Annotated in this window: 9 protein-coding genes and 1 pseudogene; all 10 read right to left on the reverse strand. The window is 57.7% G+C overall.

Annotated features, from left to right (window positions below; translation table 11 throughout):
• Positions 1-710: pseudogene (locus HMPREF2874_RS09430) on the reverse strand (ABC transporter family substrate-binding protein); the annotation flags it as partial.
• 409 nt (positions 711-1119) lie between these two features.
• A complete protein-coding gene (locus HMPREF2874_RS00295; RefSeq protein ID WP_070648336.1) occupies positions 1120-2829 on the reverse strand; it encodes an ABC transporter family substrate-binding protein in 1710 nt (569 codons plus the stop codon).
• 442 nt (positions 2830-3271) lie between these two features.
• Positions 3272-4972, reverse strand: coding sequence for an ABC transporter family substrate-binding protein (locus HMPREF2874_RS00300; RefSeq protein WP_070648338.1), 1701 nt, complete (start codon positions 4970-4972; stop codon positions 3272-3274).
• 368 nt (positions 4973-5340) lie between these two features.
• Positions 5341-7074 (reverse strand): ABC transporter family substrate-binding protein, encoded by a 1734-nt coding sequence (locus HMPREF2874_RS00305; protein WP_070648339.1) that lies wholly within the window; start codon positions 7072-7074, stop codon positions 5341-5343.
• A gap of 376 nt (positions 7075-7450) precedes the next feature.
• Entirely contained in the window at positions 7451-9148 is a 1698-nt protein-coding gene (locus HMPREF2874_RS00310; RefSeq protein ID WP_070648342.1) for an ABC transporter family substrate-binding protein, read from the reverse strand.
• A gap of 413 nt (positions 9149-9561) precedes the next feature.
• Positions 9562-11655, reverse strand: coding sequence for an ABC transporter ATP-binding protein (locus HMPREF2874_RS00315; RefSeq protein ID WP_070648343.1), 2094 nt, complete (start codon positions 11653-11655; stop codon positions 9562-9564).
• Positions 11655-12632: an ABC transporter permease gene (locus HMPREF2874_RS00320; RefSeq protein WP_070648345.1), complete on the reverse strand. Its 978-nt coding sequence runs from the start codon at positions 12630-12632 to the stop codon at positions 11655-11657. The genes HMPREF2874_RS00315 and HMPREF2874_RS00320 overlap by 1 nt, the downstream gene beginning before the upstream one ends.
• Complete coding sequence (locus tag HMPREF2874_RS00325; protein ID WP_070648347.1) at positions 12629-13624, reverse strand: ABC transporter permease; 996 nt, start codon at positions 13622-13624, stop codon at positions 12629-12631. Before HMPREF2874_RS00325 ends, HMPREF2874_RS00320 begins: the two co-directional genes overlap by 4 nt.
• A 551-nt stretch (positions 13625-14175) precedes the next feature.
• On the reverse strand, positions 14176-15129 hold the full coding sequence (locus tag HMPREF2874_RS00330; RefSeq protein ID WP_070648350.1) for a phosphoglycerate dehydrogenase: 954 nt from the start codon (positions 15127-15129) through the stop codon (positions 14176-14178).
• Between the two features lie 283 nt (positions 15130-15412).
• The gene (locus HMPREF2874_RS00335) at positions 15413-17155 is read right to left on the reverse strand and encodes an MDR family MFS transporter (RefSeq protein WP_070648352.1); all 1743 of its coding nucleotides are present in this window, start codon (positions 17153-17155) and stop codon (positions 15413-15415) included.
• Positions 17156-17162: the final 7 nt, after the last annotated feature.

Here is a 17162-nt window from a genome sequence, read left to right on the forward strand (position 1 = left end):
CCTGCCCAGTACTGGTCGAGGGGCTTGTCGTTCATGCCGTCGTTGAAGAACTTAACCTCGGTGAATACCGGGTGCAGGAAGGAGGTGAAGCTGCCTTCGATGGGGTACCAGGGCTTGGACATGGTGACCTTCACGTGGCGGGTATCGCCGTCCACTGCCTCGACGCTTGCGACCTGCTCCCAGATGGGCGAGGGGGTGATCTGGTAGTCCGAACCGGATGCCGCGGCGGTGTAGATGGTCTGGTAGCTCTTGACGGCGTTCACGTCGATGGGGGTACCGTCGTTGAAGGCTGCCTTGGGGTTAATCTTGAAGGTCACGGTCTGCACGCCGTCAACGGTCTGCGCCTTGTACTCGGTGACGTAGTCCTCGTTCATGTGCGACTCGCCGCGGAAGTCGGCGTAGAAGCCGCCGGTGAATGCGGAGTTGATGGCTGCCTGAATGTTTAGGTTACCGGCGGTGTAGCCGTTGGTGTTGAGGATGTTGAAGTTCGGGCCGATGCCGTCAGCGCTCAGGCGTAGCTCGCCGCCGTCCTTGAGGGCGGAGCGGTCCTTCTCGTTGTAGGAGACTGCCTTGGAGAGGTCGTCGCCCGCGGAGAGCGCGTTGGTTTCGGTCTTGGAGGAGTTGCCGCCGCAGGCTGCGAGCAGGCCTACGGTGCCCAAGGCGACGGTGCCGGTGAGCAGGGCGCGGCGGTTGAGGGTGAAAGTGGTCATAATCTGTCCTTGTCTGAGGACCGGGATGCGCACGTGAGGTACCGTGCGCTCCCGGCCCGGGATGAGTGTTGAAACGTGGTGCCATCTCGACAATCTGAGGGTGGGGGAACACAACCCACCCCGCATACTCGTGACTCATATCTATGATGGAACACACATTTGCATTGGGATTAGTATACACACAAAACCCATACTCCATGACCCGCCTCACCTTTTACGAGGAAATATTTCAGCAGAAACTTTTCTGCCCTCAATCTCGGCCGACCTTCCCCCGAGAAACAAAAGAGTCCCACGGTACCCCACCGTTGAGGCGGAATACCGCGGGACTTTACCCTTCCGGAGTCTTATGCCGGCGCCTCCAAAAATTCAGAAACTACCGAATAGGAATCCAGAAAATTAACCTGTGGTTTTAGTTCTGCCAACCCACATTGACCCAGCGCTTGGGGTCGGTGTAGCTGGTTGCGAAGAGGGAAGGACCGTAGTTAGCCAGCTTCTCCTTCACAGCTGCGTAGCTGGGGCCGTTGCCGTAGGGGAAGTAAATAGCAACCTTCTCCATGTGCCACTTCTCAGCCTCAGCAGCCATCTTCAGCTGCTCATCGTGGGATTCCTTCTCGTAAATGGATGCGATGAACTTATCCAGTTCGGGATCGCCCACACCCTCGTTGATTTCGCTGGTGTAGAAGTACTGAACGCTATCTGCGGGGTCAGCGCCAATACCCCAACCGGAGAAGGCGCAGTCGTACTGCTTGGAGCCCATCACCGAGTTGAACTGGGACTGCGGCTGGTTGTCCTGCTCGAGCTTGATACCGGCTGCCTTGAGCTGCTGCTCGAGGTTCTGGAACTGAGCCAGGGAGGTGGCATCCGAACCGAAGTAGGTAATGGAGAAGCCAGCGGTCTTGCCGTCCTTAGCGTAGTAATCGCCGTTCTTGGAGTAGCCTGCCGCTTCCAGAATCTTTGCCGCAGCCTCGGCTCCGGGGTTGGTGGGCATAGCGTCCTGGTAACCCTTCTGGAAGGGCATAGCAATCATGGAGCCGGTCAGCGGCTCTTCCCAGTTAATCTGGCCGAACTTGACCTTAGCCAGCTGGGAGCGGTCAACCGCAGCGAAGACTGCACGGCGCAGGGCGGTGTCGGTCACGCGGGTCGGGTTGAACTGCAGATTAATCACGCCAACGCTCTGACCAGAGCGAATCTGAACACCGGGCTGATCCTTGACGGCGTTGTAGGTTGCCAGACCAGCAAAGCCGATGCTGTCCAGCTCACCATTCTTGAACGCTGCACGCTCTGCCTCGTCACCCATTTCGCGCCAGATAATGCGGTCCAGCAGCGGCTTCTCGCCCCACCACTTGTCGTTAGCGACCAGGGTGAGGGTCTTGCCGGAGGAGTTCCACTCGCCCACCTTGAAGGGGCCAGACCAGTACTGATCCATGGGCTTGTTCACGAAGCCATTGTTGAAGAGCTCCTTGTCGGTCAGTGCGGGGTGCAGACCGAGCAGGCCAAGGGTTTCAGCGGGGTAGATCGGCTTAGACATGACGATCTTGACGCGGGTCTTGTCGCCATCCACGGGGTCGATGGATGCTACCTGCTGCCAGAAGGGAGCGGCGATAACGTTGTAGCCATCATCGGGGTTGCGGTAGACGGTCCATACGGCGCGGATTGCCTCAATATCAACGGGGGTGCCGTCGTTGAAGACAGCCTTAGAGTTGAGCTTGAAGGTAATGGTCTGAACGCCGTCGACGGTCTCTGCCTTGTAATCGGAGACGTAGTCGTCATTGAGACTATAGTCGCCAGCGGGGCTCAGAGAGGTGAAGCCGATAGCGGAGGGGATGTTGCAGGCGCCACCGAATGCGGTCAGGTTTTCGGTGGTGTAGCCGCTCTGGGTCAGGATGTTGAAGTTCGGACCGATTGCGGAGACGCTACCGCGGAACTCGCCACCCTGCTTGAGAGAGGAGCGGTCCTGCTTGTTGATTTCGATGTTCTTGACGATTTCCTCGGTGCTCGAAGCAGCCTTACCGCTAATCTTCTTATCCGAACCGCCACCGCATGCAGCCAGCAGGCCGACGGTGCCCAGGGCAACAGTGCCGGTGAGCAAGGTACGGCGGTTAATACGCAGGTGAGTCATGTGTTCTCCTTGTGCCGGAGGGCTCGGGTTTACATCCTGTGGCGCACGATGTTGTGTGCCCTTGTGCGCAGTGACAGCAAAGCCCCTGCCATCAATCCCTGTGAGAGCCCCCACATTGTTTGTGATTGAAACACAGTATACCCCCAAAAGAAGCGGCGCAGACCACATTACAACCTCCACGCAAACCGTACAGTGTATAAAAATGGTGTATACGGTATCTTCAACCCGCGCCATTACAAGGAACACATGCATAAAAACTAAAAAATAAAATATTATGCCCGATCAGCATGCGAGCGCGTCGGCGATGCCTCTCTGAGAATTATTACGAACTAAAGCCACCATTTCAGCACTCCGAAGGGCAAATAGGACTCAAAAGAAAAAGCTCCCCGCCTCTATACGACACTGCGAAAACGTATAGGAGCGGGGAGCTCAAAACTGCGGCTTATGCCATCCAGCCGACGGTAGACCAGTCGGTGGTCTTGAAGAGGAATGCACCGTAGTTAGCGAGCTTCGGGCGGCATGCCTTGAAGTCCGGGCCGTTGAGGAAGGGGATGAAGAGGCAGACCTCACTCATGTGCTTCTTCTCAATTTCGTTGCACTTCTCGGCGCGCTTAGCGTCATCGAGGATGGTGACCATCTCGTCGACCATAGCGTCAATTTCGGGGGTGCCGACGCCGTTCCAGTTCTTGGAGTGGTAGAAGTACTCGGCAGCACTGGTCGGCTCGGAGCTCACGCCAAAGCCCGAAATGCTCACGTCGTACTCGCGGTTACCAACAACCTTCGAGAATTCGGACTGTGCACGCGAATCGAGCTCGAAGTTAATGCCGACTTCCTTCATGCTCTGAATGAAAGTCTGTGCCTGACCCTTGGTGGTGGCATCATCACCAAAGGTGGTCAGCTTCAGGGTGATGGTCTTGCCGTCCTTCGCGTAGAAGTCGCCAGACTTGGTGTAGCCTGCCTTCTCCAGGACCTTGCGTGCTTCCTCCGGGTTACGTGCCGGGTAGTTGTCGCGGTAGTACTGGGAGGAACCCAACAGAAGCATCGAGCCGGGAACTTCTTCTTCGTAGGGCAGACCCTGGAAGCGAATCTTTGCCAGAGCACCACGGTCGATACCCAGGAAGATTGCCTTACGGACAGCAACATCGGTGATGTGCTGTGCGTTCAGGTTCATACCACCGGCGAAGAGGCGGCGACCGCGGCGGATTTCAGAGTTCGCAACGTCCTTCATCTCGTTGTAGGCGCTGAGGGTACGTGATTCCACGACGTCCAGTTCGCCGTTCTTGTAGGCGGCGCGTGCTGCGGCGTCTGCCATTTCACGCACGACGATGCGGTCCAGCTTGGGCTTCTCACCCCACCACTTGTCGTTGGGCACAGCAGTGAAGGTCTTCTCGGAGGAGTTCCAGCCGTTGGGTGCCAGGGTGAAGGGGCCGCAACCGAGCTCGGGGTGGGGGTTGTCCACGAAGCCTTCGTTGAAGAGGGTGACGTCGAGCATTGCCGGGTGCAGGATTCCGCCGAAGAGCAGACCCTTGACGGGGTTGTGTGCGGTCTTGAGGACAACGCGTGCGTGGTAGCGGTCGCCGTCGATTGCTTCAACGCTTTCGATGAATTCGTAGATACCTGCTGCACCAATCTTGTATTCACCCTCGGGGTCACGCTGGATCTGCCAGGTTGCCTTGAGGGCGTCGATGTCGATGGGGGTTCCGTCGTTGAAGACTGCCTTGGGGTTCAGACGCACCTCTGCGGTGATCTTGCCGTCTACTTCCTTAGCTTCGAAGCCGAGGCAGTAGTTGGGGTCGAGCTCGTCTTCACCCTTGAAGGTACTGCGCCAGATGCCGGCACCGGCGATAATGCCCATGGTTTCGGAGACGGAGGTGCTCGAGCCATTCTGGGAGAAGCGGTTGAAGTCCGGACCAAGGGAGTAGGTGCTCAGGTTCAGGGTACCGCCCTGCTTGAGCTTCGAGGCATCCTGCTCGTTGATTTCATAGAACGGGGTTTCGCTTGCCTTGTGCTCGGTCTTGGGGGACGAGGAGCCACAAGCGCTCAGTACGCCGGCTGCGGCGACGGCGGTTGCGCCGCCGAACAGTACGCGGCGGCTCATGATGGGGTTGAATCCGGAGAGGGAGGGGGTGGGCTGGGGGCTCATGATGGGCTCCTTGTGGGTGTGGACTGCACTGATGCAGTGTTTGCAGTGTAGAGTGGGTGGCTCGCGTGCTCTGGAGGCGGGGTTTCCGTCTGCGGGAGCGCCTGCTATCTGCGGTGATGGGGCGGGCAGGTGAAGCCATACAAAAGAATGTGACCTACAACTATGTCTTAAGCCACATTTATTATTTTTAGTAGTGTACACCACACACCTCGCCGCAGGTGCACAACACGATATATATTTCTTAATTTTTTTAGGCCCGCACCTTAGAGACCAGACGCCCCTCCCCCGCCTCCAGAAAAGCCCCGCAGGCACAACAAAGCGGGTCGAATGTGCGCATACACATTCGACCCGCTTATAGGCAGAAGCCGTTAGGAGTTCATCCAACCCACGGCGGTCCAGTCCGTAGTCTTGTAGAGGCTCGGACCGTAGTTAGCCAGGGTCTTCTTGACCATCACAAAGTCAGGACCGTTCGTAATGGTACCCAGGAAGGCGAACTCAGCCATGTGCTTCTTCTCAATCTCGTTACAGGCAAGGTTACGTTCCTTGTCATCCTCAATGAGGGTCATGGCGTCGATGAGGGCATCGATTTCCTTGCTGCCGATACCTTCGTTGTTCTCGGAGTAGTAGAACTGCTTGGTACCTTCGGTGGCATCCGGGCTAGAGACCGAGTAGCCACTGAAGGAAATATCGTAGTCCCAGTTACCCAGAACGGTGGCGAACTCGCTATCAGCGTGCTGGTCGATGCGGATCTCGATACCGACGTCCTTCATCTGCTGAGTGAAGGTCTGAGCCTTACCCTTGGTGGTCGGATCATCGCCGAAAACCACCACGGCGCAGCCGGCCTTCGTGCCGCCCTTCTCGTAGTAGTCGCCGTTCTTGGTGTAGCCGGCAGCTTCCAGAATCTTCTGCGCCTCCGAAACACTATTATTCGGGGTCGGGTAGGAGTCCTGGTAGTAGGGCGAGAAGGGCATGTGAATCATCGAACCGGGGATGGTTTCCTCGTAGGGCAGGCCCTGGAACTGAATCTTCGCAAGCGATTCACGGTTGGTGCCGGCAAAGATTGCCTTACGCAGGGCGGCATCCTTCACGCGGCGGGGGTTAATATCCAGACCACCGGCATAGAGGCGGGTACCCTTACGCAGTTCGGTACCTGCCACATTCTTCACCTCGGCGTAAATAGAGGAGGTGTTCGCACCAATAGCGTCAATCTCGTCATTCTTAAAGGCTGCACGCGAAGCGCTGGACTCCATCTGAGTAAAGACGATCTTGTCCAGCAGGGGCTTGGTGCCCCACCACTTCTCGTTGGGCACGACACTGAAGGTCTTCGCAGTGGAGTCCCAACCCTTGTCTGCCAGAGTGAAGGGGCCCGCCCAGTACTCGGGGTGGGGCGCATCCACAAAGCCGTTATTGAAGAGCTCAACATCCTCCAGCGCGGGGTGCAGAATCACGGAGAAGAGACTCTGCAGCGGGTAGTAGGGCTTAGAGAAGGTGACGGTCGCACTGTAGTCATCTTCACCCTTTTCGACGGATTCAACGAATTCGTAGATACCGGGGGCAACAATGTTGTAACCGTTATCCAGGCTCTTGAAGACGTTCCAAGTGGACTGGAGCGCCTTGTAGGTGATGGGGGTGCCATCAGTGAAGACAGCCTTGGGGTTGAGCTTGATGGCAACCTGAATCTTGTCGTCCTTCTTGCTGTGCTCGAAGGAGACAGCGAAGTCGGTGTTCAGCTTGTAGGTACCGTCAAAGTCGAGGTTCCACAGGCCCGCCTGGCTAATGGTGCTCATAACGTTGACGTTATCGGTGGTGTTACCGCTCTGGGTGTGGAAGTTGAAGTTCGGGCCGATGGCACCGGCGGGCAGGCGCAGAGTGCCGCCCTTCTTGAGGCTGTTTACGTCCTGAGCGTTGATGTTGTACAGGTCTTCAATGTTGGCACCGGCGCCAGCTGCCTTGGTCTTTTCGGAGCTTGCACTGCCGTTGCCGCAGGCGCTGAGCAGGCCTACAGCTCCCAGAGCCGCAGAGCCGCCAATGAGCGCGCGGCGGCTGAAGCTACTCTTGGTCGCTTCGTGGCTGCTCGCAGTGTATGCGGTCTTGGTGGTCATGGGAGTGGTTTCCTTCTGTTGTGAGCGGGCGGGTATACCCCATATTCCCGAAGTAATGATTATTTATGCAGGGTACTGCATAACTTTGTATGGCCCCACTGTAGCGCACCCTCGGAGCAAAAACCAAGCATTTTCGCAAAATTTCTTAATATTTATCGTGTTTTTTGAATATTCATACCATGAATACCCCGTTTTTATGCGAAATTTTCGGATTTTACCGGATAGCTATACCACCGCTCCTCTCGTCCCCTCTATGTATCGGTATACAGAAGCACCCCTAAAACCTCGGAAAACACAAAAGTGTCCACCCGGATCATCCGGGTGGACACTTTCTATAGCTCTGGGCTATTCACCTAGTAGGTGAAGGGGTGAGGACTTACTTAGCCCAACCAACCTTCTCCCAGTGAATGCCGTTGCCCTGGTACAGGGACACGCCGTAGTTGCGCAGGCCCTTCTTCACGAACTTGTACTCGGGGCCGTTGAACAGCGGAACCATCACAGCAACCTCGGCCATGTGCTTCTTCTCAATCTCGTCGCAAGCCAGGTTACGTTCCTTGTCGTCAGCAATGAGCTTCATCTTCTCGATCAGCTTGTTGATCTCGTCGGTACCGGCTTCCTCGGGCTTCTCGCGCAGGTAGAACTGCTGGGTAGCCTGGGTAGCGTCCGGATCGGTCAGACCGTAGCCCGATGCGGTAGCGTCGTAATCCTTAGCCTGCATTGCCTTGCCGAACTCGCTAGCAGCGCGAGCGTCGAGCTCAACGTTAATACCGGCATCCTTCAGCTGCTGCACGATGGTCTGAGCCACAGCCTTAGAGGTGGGGTCATCACCGAAGACGGAGTACTTGAAGGTAGCCTGCTTGCCGCCCTTCTCGTAGTAATCGCCGTTCTTGGTGTAGCCAGCCTCTTCCAGAATCTTGGAAGCAGCAGCTGCATCGTTGTTCGGGGTCGGGTAAACGTCCCGGTAGTACTCGGAGAAGGGCATGTGGATCATCGAGCCAGGCTGCTTCTCTTCGTAATCCAGACCCTGGAAACGCACCTTGGAAATAGCTTCGCGCTTCAGGCCTGCCATAACCGCACGGCGCAGAGCAACGTCCTGCATGCGAGCGGGGTTCATGATCATACCGCCGGAGAAGAGGCGAACACCGCGACGCATCTCGGTGTTAGCAACTTCCTTCAGCTCCTTGTAGCTTGCAGCAGCCGTAGCGGGGGCAGCGTCAATCTCATCGTTCTTGAACGCTGCACGCTCAGCAGCGGAATCCATCTGACGGAAGACGATGCGCTCCAGAATGGGCTTCTCGCCCCACCACTTCTCGTTGCGGGTCAGGGTCAGGGTCTTCTCGGAGGAGTTCCAGCCGCCCTCAGCAATGGTGAAGGGGCCGGCAGCGTACTCGGGGTGCGGGTTATCCACGAAGCCCTCGTTGAAGACGTTCTTGTCCAGCAGAGCCGGGTGCAGAATCTCACCGAAGAGGATGTTAACCGGGTAGTACGGCTTAGCGAAGGTGACCTTCACCTTGAAGTCGTCGCCGTCGCGCTCCACGGAACCGACGCTGCTGTAGATACCGCTGGTCTCGATCTTGTAGTCGCCATCGGTGCTCTTGAGGATGTTCCAGGTAGCCTGTAGAGCCTTGTAGTCAATGGGGGTACCGTCGTTGAACTTAGCCACGGGGTTCAGCTCGATGGAGACCACGGGCACGCCGTTCTCCTCGGAAACGTCGAAGCTCTTAGCAAACTCGGGAGACAGGGTGCGCTTACCCATGGGGTCTGCCTGCCAAATGCCGTTGTAGTACACGGGGCTCAGAGCAGCCTGGGTGTAGGCGGTAACACCGGTACCCAGGAGGTTGAAGTCCGGGCCCAGCGAAGTCACGGACAGGCGCAGAGTGCCGCCATCCTTCAGCTCAGAAACAGCGGTCTCAGCAAGGTCGTACAGTTCCTTGGAATCGGTACCTGCGGTTGCGCCCTGGGTGGTTGCCTTGGAGTCCTTCGACGAGCCGCACGCTGCCAGTACGCCCACAGCGCTCAGCGCTGCAGCGCCACCGAGAACGGTACGACGATTCAGGATGAAATTCTTCTCCATGAGAGTGTCCTCTTATATGTATGACCCTCAATAATCCCGCAGGAAAGCATCAAGGATTCCCTGCTCATGCGCCACCTAAAGGTGCGGTGAGCGATGAATTAGTGCCGGTCTATGAATGTGTTCCATCGGGTGCGCCCCTAGCGACGCGCCCCTAGGGTTAATTATTACCCACCCTCCGTTCAGATGCCCTCCCATAAATATTCATATCTTGAATATTGAGAAAGGTTACGCCTTGTCGAGGGGAAATTAACTTATACATCAGTGCATCCTCAGTGCCGAGAACCACATAAGAAAGCACAGCCCGGGCCGCTACCTCGGTCGAAAACACCGCGGAGAGCAGAAAACCCGAGGGGCGAGCATCCAATGGATACTCGCCCCTCGGCACACATGCGACTTTTCAGCCGACTCTAGAGCTATACCATGGCCGCTTCGGCTTCAGGGTAGTAGCAAGCATAACCGTGATCCTCACCCTCAACGTGAGTAATCTCGGGCATCTCCTCCAGACAACGCTGCTTCTTATCCTCGGGCAGCAGCTTGAAGATCGGGCAACGGCTCGAGAAGCCACAACCCTTCGGAGCGTTCACCGGGGTGGGCAGATCGCCTTCCAGCATGATGCGGTGGCGGTTAGCCTCAACCTCGGGATCGGGAACCGGGATGGCCGAGAGCAGAGCACGGGTGTACGGGTGAATCGGGTTGTCGAACACGCGGTCGACGTCACCAATCTCCACGATGCGACCCAGGTACATCACCGCGACGCGATCGGAGGCGTGGCGAATCACCGCGAGGTCGTGAGCCACCATCAGGTAGCTCAGGCCCAGGTTGGCACGCAGCTCCTCGAGCAGGTTAATCACACCCGCCTGAACCGACACATCCAGCGCCGACACCGGCTCATCCAGAACCACCAGCTTGGGGTTCACAGCCAGCGCACGGGCGATACCGATACGCTGACGCTGACCGCCCGAGAACTGGTTCGGGAAGCGGTTCACGTGGTCGGGCTGCAGACCCACGGTACGCATCAGCTCGACGACGCGCTTCTTAATCTCGGACTTCTTCATGCCCTGGTTCTCCAGGGGCTCAGCCAAGACCTCAAAGACAGTGAAGCGCGGGTCCAGGGCACCGGTCGGGTCCTGGAACACCATCTGCTGGTTCTTACGCAGTGCAAGAATCTCACCGGCGGACTTGCCGTCCTTGGTGGAGACGCCGTTAATCAGAATCTCACCGTCGGTGTTCTTGTTGAACTCCATGATTTCCAGCAGGGTGGTGGTCTTACCACAACCGGACTCACCCACGATAGAGAAGCACTCGCCCTCGCGAATATCGAAGGTCACGCCGTTCACGGCCTTCACGGTACCCACGCGGCGCTTGATGAGAGCACCCTTCATGAGCGGGAAGTGCTTCTTGACATTGCGCACCTCCAGCACGGGAGCGCGCTCCTCACGCGGAATACCGTCGAAGCTGGATACGGGAGGCTCGGGAACCGGGTACAGTTCCTCCGCGGTCTTACCCACCAGATCCTGCGAGATGGTGCAGGAGGAGTAGTGACCCTCGCCCACACCCTCGAGCGGCTGCAGATCGGGCTCACCGTTGGAGTCCTGGCAGCACTGGCCGCCGCTCTTGGCAATCGGGCAACGCTCACGGAAGGAGCAGCAGGTCACGGGCTTAATCAGGTTCGGCGGGGTACCCTCAATCGGAACCAGCGAAACCTTCTCGGAGCGGTCCACGCGAGGCACCGCACCCAGCAGACCGATGGTGTACGGGTGCGAGGGGTACTTGTACAGGTCCTCGGCCTTGGCAATCTCCACCGGCTTACCGGCGTACATCACCAGGATGTCGTCAGCCATGCCCGCCACGACGCCCAGGTCGTGGGTAATCATGATGGTAGCCGCGCCGGTCTCCTCCTGGGCCTTCTGCATGACCTCCAGCACCTGCGCCTGGATGGTCACATCCAGCGCGGTGGTGGGCTCGTCAGCAATCAGCACGCGGGGGTCGTTCGCAATCGCCATAGCGATCATGATGCGCTGGCGCATACCGCCCGAGAACTCGTGCGGGAAGGAACGCAGACGATCGGCCGGCGAGGGAATACCCACCATGCGCATCAGCTCGATGGAGCGGTCCTTGATGGCCTGCTTGCTCATGCCCTTGTTGTGGACCTTGAGCACCTCGGCAATCTGGTCACCAATGGTGTACACGGGGGTCAGCGAGGACAGCGGATCCTGGAAAATCATGGAGATGTGCTTGCCGCGGTAGGCACACATTTCCTTGTCGTTCAGGCCCAGCAGCTCGGTGCCGTTGTACTTAATCGAACCGGTGATGTCCGCGGTGGTCGGGTGCAGACCCATGATGGCCATCGAAGCCACCGACTTACCGGAACCGGACTCACCCACGATACCCAGGGTCTTACCCGGGTACAGGTCGAAGTTCACACCGCGCACGGCGTGCACGACACCGTTTTCGGTGTTGAATCGGACGTTGAGGTCCTTAACGCTCAGAACGGGAGAGGTGCTCATTAGTTCTTCGCCTCCTTCTTCTCGTTCTTCTTAGACTTCTTGATCTTACCGACCGACATGGAGGTCGGGTCGAAGGCGTCACGCAGACCGTCGTTCATGAGGGCCAGCGGGCCAACCAGCAGGAAGAAGAACAGAACCGGGAACCAGAACATGTGCGGCAGGGTGTTAATCTGCTGCGAAGCATCCGAAATCAGCGAACCCAGCGAGTAGTTCGGGTACTTAATACCGATGCCAATGAAGGAGTAGGCGACCTCGGAGAGCACAGCATTCATAATGCCGCTGGTGAAGTTCAGAACCAGCAGAGAGCCGATGTTCGGAACCAGGTGGCGCATCACAATCTTGAGGGGGTGCACACCCATGTAGCGTGCAGCCTTCACGAAGTCGCGGCTGATGAGGGACTGTGCCATTGCACGAATCACACGGGCGCTACCCATCCAGCCGAAGGCAATCAGCACGGCGGAGAGCAGAATCCAGGTCGGCACGCTCTTCTGAATCTGCTTACCAACCTGACCGTTGATCAGGATAGCCAGAATCAGCAGAGAGGGAACCATGATGAGGGTTTCCAGGATGAAGAGCATGATCTTATCGATCCAGCCACCGAAGTAGGCCATCACACAGCCGTACACTGCGGAAATCAGCACGGTTGCCAGACCAACGATCACACCGATTTCGAGGGAGGTCCACACGGCCTCCACCATCATGGCGAACACGTCGTTACCAGCAATGGTGGTACCGAACCAGTGGTCGGCACTCGGGCCTTCACCCAGAGCCATGTAGTCAATATCGTTCGGCTTGTACTTAGTCAGGTACTTACCGAACAGGCCGAACAGACCCATACCGATGAAGACCGCGAGGCCGAAGACAGCCGCCTTGTTACGCAGGAAGCGGCGCAGAATAATGACGTTCTTGTTGATGACCTTGAAGTCACCGTTCTCCTGTACCACCGGCACGGAGGAAGTTGCAGTTACCTGGCTCATGAGATCCTCACTCGGGGGTCAACGATGGTGGTCGCGATATCAGCGATAATCGCACCTACAGCGAACAGTGCAGAACCGTACGCGAGGGTCACGGTCGCAGCGTTCACATCCTGCGAGGAGATGGAGTCAATCGACCACTTACCAATACCGGGCCACGCGAACACGCTCTCGGCGAAGAATGCACCCGCGAAGATCAGCGGAATCTGGTAGGCGATGGACTGCGCCACGGGAATGAAGGACACGCGCAGAGCGTGACGGGTAATAGCCTGGTTACGGGTCAGGCCCTTAGCGCGAGCGGTACGCACGAAGTCTGCGTTCACGTTATCGAGCAGGTACTGACGCTGGGCAATCTGGTAGCCAGCCCAACCGAAGATGGTCATACAGAAGGTCGGCACGATGTAGTGTGCGGCCATATCGATGGTAATCTCCCAGAAGCCCGTCAGGCCCGGGGTCGAAATACCGGTCACGTAGAAAATCTTCTCTCCACCATTAGCAACAGCAATGTTGTTGATAGTGGTCGCGCCCTGCTGCACCACGAAGTAAGCAACGGGAGCGGGGATGATGTAGACCAGGTAGGAGTAACCGGTAATAACACGGTCAGAGAACTTGTACTGGCGAGCTGCCGAGTACACACCCAGGGCAATACCAATCACAATCGAGAGAATGGTAGCCACCAGCAGCAGGCGGGTAGAAACCCACACGCGCTGGCCGAACTCCTGGTTGATGTACGCGCCGTTGGGGCTACGACCCCAGTCGAACTTGGTGACCACATTGGTCAGCCACTGAACGTAACGGTCCCAGGGGTTCATCTCGGGGTCAAGACCCAGGGATGCGAAGTTGCGGTTCACCTGCTCGGGGCTGGGCTTCGGAACCTTTTCCTGCTCCAGCAGAGCAGGCTTCAGGGCAGTAACCGCGGCGAAGTAACCCATCGTGGTCGTAATAAAGACCATGACGAGATACGTCAGCGATCGCTGGAGGATGTACCTAAACATGGGACGGTTCCCCTCCTTGTGTAGATGTCGGTATTAAGGCATGTGTGTCATGCTGTCCCAGTGCACTGCTTCGTGATGACTGTCACTAGGAGCATAGTTACTTTATCTTATATAGCCTGCAACACTTCCACCAAACCCACATTGGGCACTTTCACCCCTTAGAACAGCCTGTACGAGGGCTGGAAGGAGACTGTGCGAAAAAATACCCCGGAATTACCGGGGCAAAGGGGTGAATTAATAATTTTTACGAAAATTTTACATCGGAAACATTCTCCGCGACATAAGGACGTTATGACACTTTCGATAGGGGTATTACCGGGGTAAAACACCACGTAAACCCACTAATTCACTGGCTAAACCAACAGTTCAGAAGGCAGTAGCAGAAGCTAAGGCACACCTCTTAAACACGCCCTTTAAGGCAAAACAGCCAAAGGCGGGGTCCCGACACGAGCACGCTACTCGCGGCGGGGCGCCGCCTCCGTCTCTCTCCTACCCGCGTGCAGAGCACCTGCGGGGATAGGAACTAAAAGTAAAACAAGCCCGGGTAGCGCCTAGAAGCGGTTGCGGTACTCCTCAGCCGGAGCACCCGCACGCAGGGCAGCAATATTATGAGCAATCAGCGACTCCGGATCCACCGGACGACCGCCAGCCGCGTGCGGGGTAATCACCAGGTTCGGGGCATCCCACAGCGGGTCCTCGGCGGGCAGCGGCTCGTTCTGAGCAACATCCACCGCTGCACCGGCCAGCTTGCCCTCCTTCAGCGCCTTAACCAACGCGGGCTCATCCACGGTGGTGTCGCGACCAACGTTCACCAGGTACGCGCGGGAAGGAAGCAGGGCCAGGCGGTGCTCATCCATCGCGTGGAAGGTTTCATCAGAGGTGGGCAGCACCATAATCAGCACATCGGTGCTCGGCAGGTACTCGTCAATCGATTCGGTCGCAATCACAGGGAAGCCGGCACGCTCACCCGCAGAACGAGCCACACCGGTCACCTTCGCACCAAAAGCCTTGAGCAGGCGGGCGATCTCCTGACCAATCGAGCCAAAGCCCCACACCATAACATTCGCATCCAGCAGAGTGGTCACCTGGTTCTCGGGGTGTAGCTCCTGGGCTCCGCCCAACTCAGCCGCCCAGCGGCGCTTGCCCTGCTCAACAGCCAGGGTCGGCAGGAAACGCACCAGGTTCAAGGTCAACGCCAGAGCGTGCTCAGCCACGGTCTTCGAGTGCAGACCCACCCCCGAGCACATGGCAGCCTCGGGACGGAAACCCGCGGCGCGCACAGCGTCCGGGCCCGCCAGCAGTGCCTGCACCAGGGCCACATTCTTCAGGCGAGAAGCAGAATCAGCCAGCTGCTCCGCGGTGTTCGCCCACACGATGAACACGTCTGCGTCGGTGTCCTCCTCAGCAATCGGGGTGGCGGGGTCGTAGAGGCGCACGGTATCGCCCGGCTCCAAGCCCAGGTGCTCACAGTCAAGGGTGATGGAGGTAGGCTGCAGAATCTTCATGGTTGAAACTCCTCTAGTCTTCAAGGGGTACCGGGATGTAGCCGGCGCGGGATCGGCGGGGCGCAGCTATTATCGACGTGCCACGCCCAAAAATCTGGGACGCGAGAATACGGAAATCCGAGGGGCTCACCGCCCTCCCCACTTCGCATACAGCAACGGCTCACCCCAGCATATCCGCCAAGGGCAAGCCGTTGCACGCATAAGTTACACCGGTTAGGGGTAACAGTTTTTTATGACGAAAAGCTACGAACCGCTCCAGCGTGCACCGTTCGTCATCTCACGCCTAGGGACGCTGGGCGCCGCCGTTCTCCTGAGAGCCAGGCTCGGGCGAAGCCTCCGAACTCAACGACTCATCAATACGAGTGCGGGCAGAACCCTGCATGCTCTTCAGCGCCTGAGCATCCTTCGTCGCCATCTCCGGAGTAATCACCGGGATCGCGCCGGTCGCCGCACGGGCAACATCAACAGCAGGCTCAGTCTCCAGGGTCGTCGCCAGCGCATCCTCACGAATGAAGAACAGAAGCAGCGTAGACACCAGAGCCAACGGAACCAGGTACAGGAATAGCGGAATCAGCGCATCGTTATACGCATTCACAATGATGCCGTGCACCGGCTCGGGCAAAGACGCCACCAGCTCAGGAGTCAACGACGAAGACGCGTGACCGCCCGAAGACTGCAACGCCTGCTGCGGCATACGCTCAGAAATCAGCGAGGTCAGACGCGAGGTGAACAGACCACCCACCAGCGAGGCACCCACAGTAGCACCCACCTGACGGAAGAAGTTGTTCGCCGCCGTCGCGGTACCCACCACGCTCACCGGGAACGCGTTCTGAACAATCAGGGTCAAGAACTGCATGGACATACCCAGACCGGCACCCATCACCCCCAGGTACACACAGAACAGCCAGGTCGGGGTATCAATAGTCACGGTCGACAGAAGGAACAGACCCAGCGCCACAATCGCGGTACCGCTCGTCACGTAACCCTTATAACGACCAGTCTTCGACACCAGGCGACCCGTCACAATCGACACCACCAGCATGACGCCCATCATCGGAATCATCAGCAGACCAGCCACCGTAGCGCTCACACCCAATGCCATCTGCAGATAGGTCGGGATGTACTCCACAGCACCGAACATCGCCACACCCAGCGCCAGCGAAGCGCCCAGAGTCAGCACAAAGTTACGGTTCTTGAACAGGTACATGGGCATGACCGGCTCAGCCGCACGGTTCTCCACCGGGATAAACACCAGCGCAGCAACCACGGAGAAGACCAGCAGACCAATAATCTCAGGCGAAGTCCACTCGTACTGGTTACCGCCCCAAATCGTGGCAAGCACCAGCGCACTCGTACCCGCCATGAGAATCAGCGAACCGAGGTAGTCGATGTTGTGCTTCTCACGGTCACGGAACGGGCGGTGCGGCAACAAGAAAATCACCGCAAGAATCGACAGAACAGCCAGCGGCAGGTTCAGCCAGAACGCCCAACGCCAGCCCGGGCCCTCAGTAATCCAGCCACCAATCAACGGACCAGCCACCGAGGAGAACGCGAAAACGCCACCGATAATACCCATGTAACGGCCGCGGTCACGGGGAGGAATCACATCAGCAATCACGGCCTGAGATAGAATCATCAGACCGCCACCGCCCAGGCCCTGCAGGGCACGAGCAAAAATCAGCCAGTTCATATCCTGGGCGAGCGCGCCAACCACGGAGCCCGCCATGAAGGAGACGATTGCGAAAATCAGGAAGGGCTTGCGTCCGAACTGGTCGGAAAGCTTGCCGTAGACCGGCATCGTAATCGTCGAAAGCAGGATGAAAATAGTAATCACCCAGCTCATGTGCTCCACGCCGTGAAGCTCACCCACAATCGTGGGCAGCGACGGCGCCAGAATCGTCTGGTTCAGCGAGGACATGAGCATCACAATGACCAAGCCCAAGAACATGGCGCGGATGCGGTTTTTACTTTCCTGCTTGGCCTCGCCGGCTGGCGGCTGAGGTAGCTTCTTTTCCTCTGTACTCATCGATAAT

The organism is Rothia sp. HMSC068F09 (assembly GCF_001812775.1).
In the GTDB taxonomy this organism is placed as follows: Bacteria; Actinomycetota; Actinomycetes; order Actinomycetales; family Micrococcaceae; genus Rothia; species Rothia mucilaginosa_A.

Bases quoted from the DNA above. Each gene is read 5' to 3' on its own strand.
- HMPREF2874_RS00295 (WP_070648336.1), bottom strand. From the start codon at position 2,829: ATGACTCACCTGCGTATTAACCGCCGTACCTTGCTCACCGGCACTGTT.
- HMPREF2874_RS00300 (WP_070648338.1), bottom strand. From the start codon at position 4,972: ATGAGCCCCCAGCCCACCCCCTCCCTCTCCGGATTCAACCCCATCATG.
- HMPREF2874_RS00305 (WP_070648339.1), bottom strand. From the start codon at position 7,074: ATGACCACCAAGACCGCATACACTGCGAGCAGCCACGAAGCGACCAAG.
- HMPREF2874_RS00310 (WP_070648342.1), bottom strand. From the start codon at position 9,148: ATGGAGAAGAATTTCATCCTGAATCGTCGTACCGTTCTCGGTGGCGCT.
- HMPREF2874_RS00315 (WP_070648343.1), bottom strand. From the start codon at position 11,655: ATGAGCACCTCTCCCGTTCTGAGCGTTAAGGACCTCAACGTCCGATTC.
- HMPREF2874_RS00320 (WP_070648345.1), bottom strand. From the start codon at position 12,632: ATGAGCCAGGTAACTGCAACTTCCTCCGTGCCGGTGGTACAGGAGAAC.
- HMPREF2874_RS00325 (WP_070648347.1), bottom strand. From the start codon at position 13,624: ATGTTTAGGTACATCCTCCAGCGATCGCTGACGTATCTCGTCATGGTC.
- HMPREF2874_RS00330 (WP_070648350.1), bottom strand. From the start codon at position 15,129: ATGAAGATTCTGCAGCCTACCTCCATCACCCTTGACTGTGAGCACCTG.
- HMPREF2874_RS00335 (WP_070648352.1), bottom strand. From the start codon at position 17,155: ATGAGTACAGAGGAAAAGAAGCTACCTCAGCCGCCAGCCGGCGAGGCC.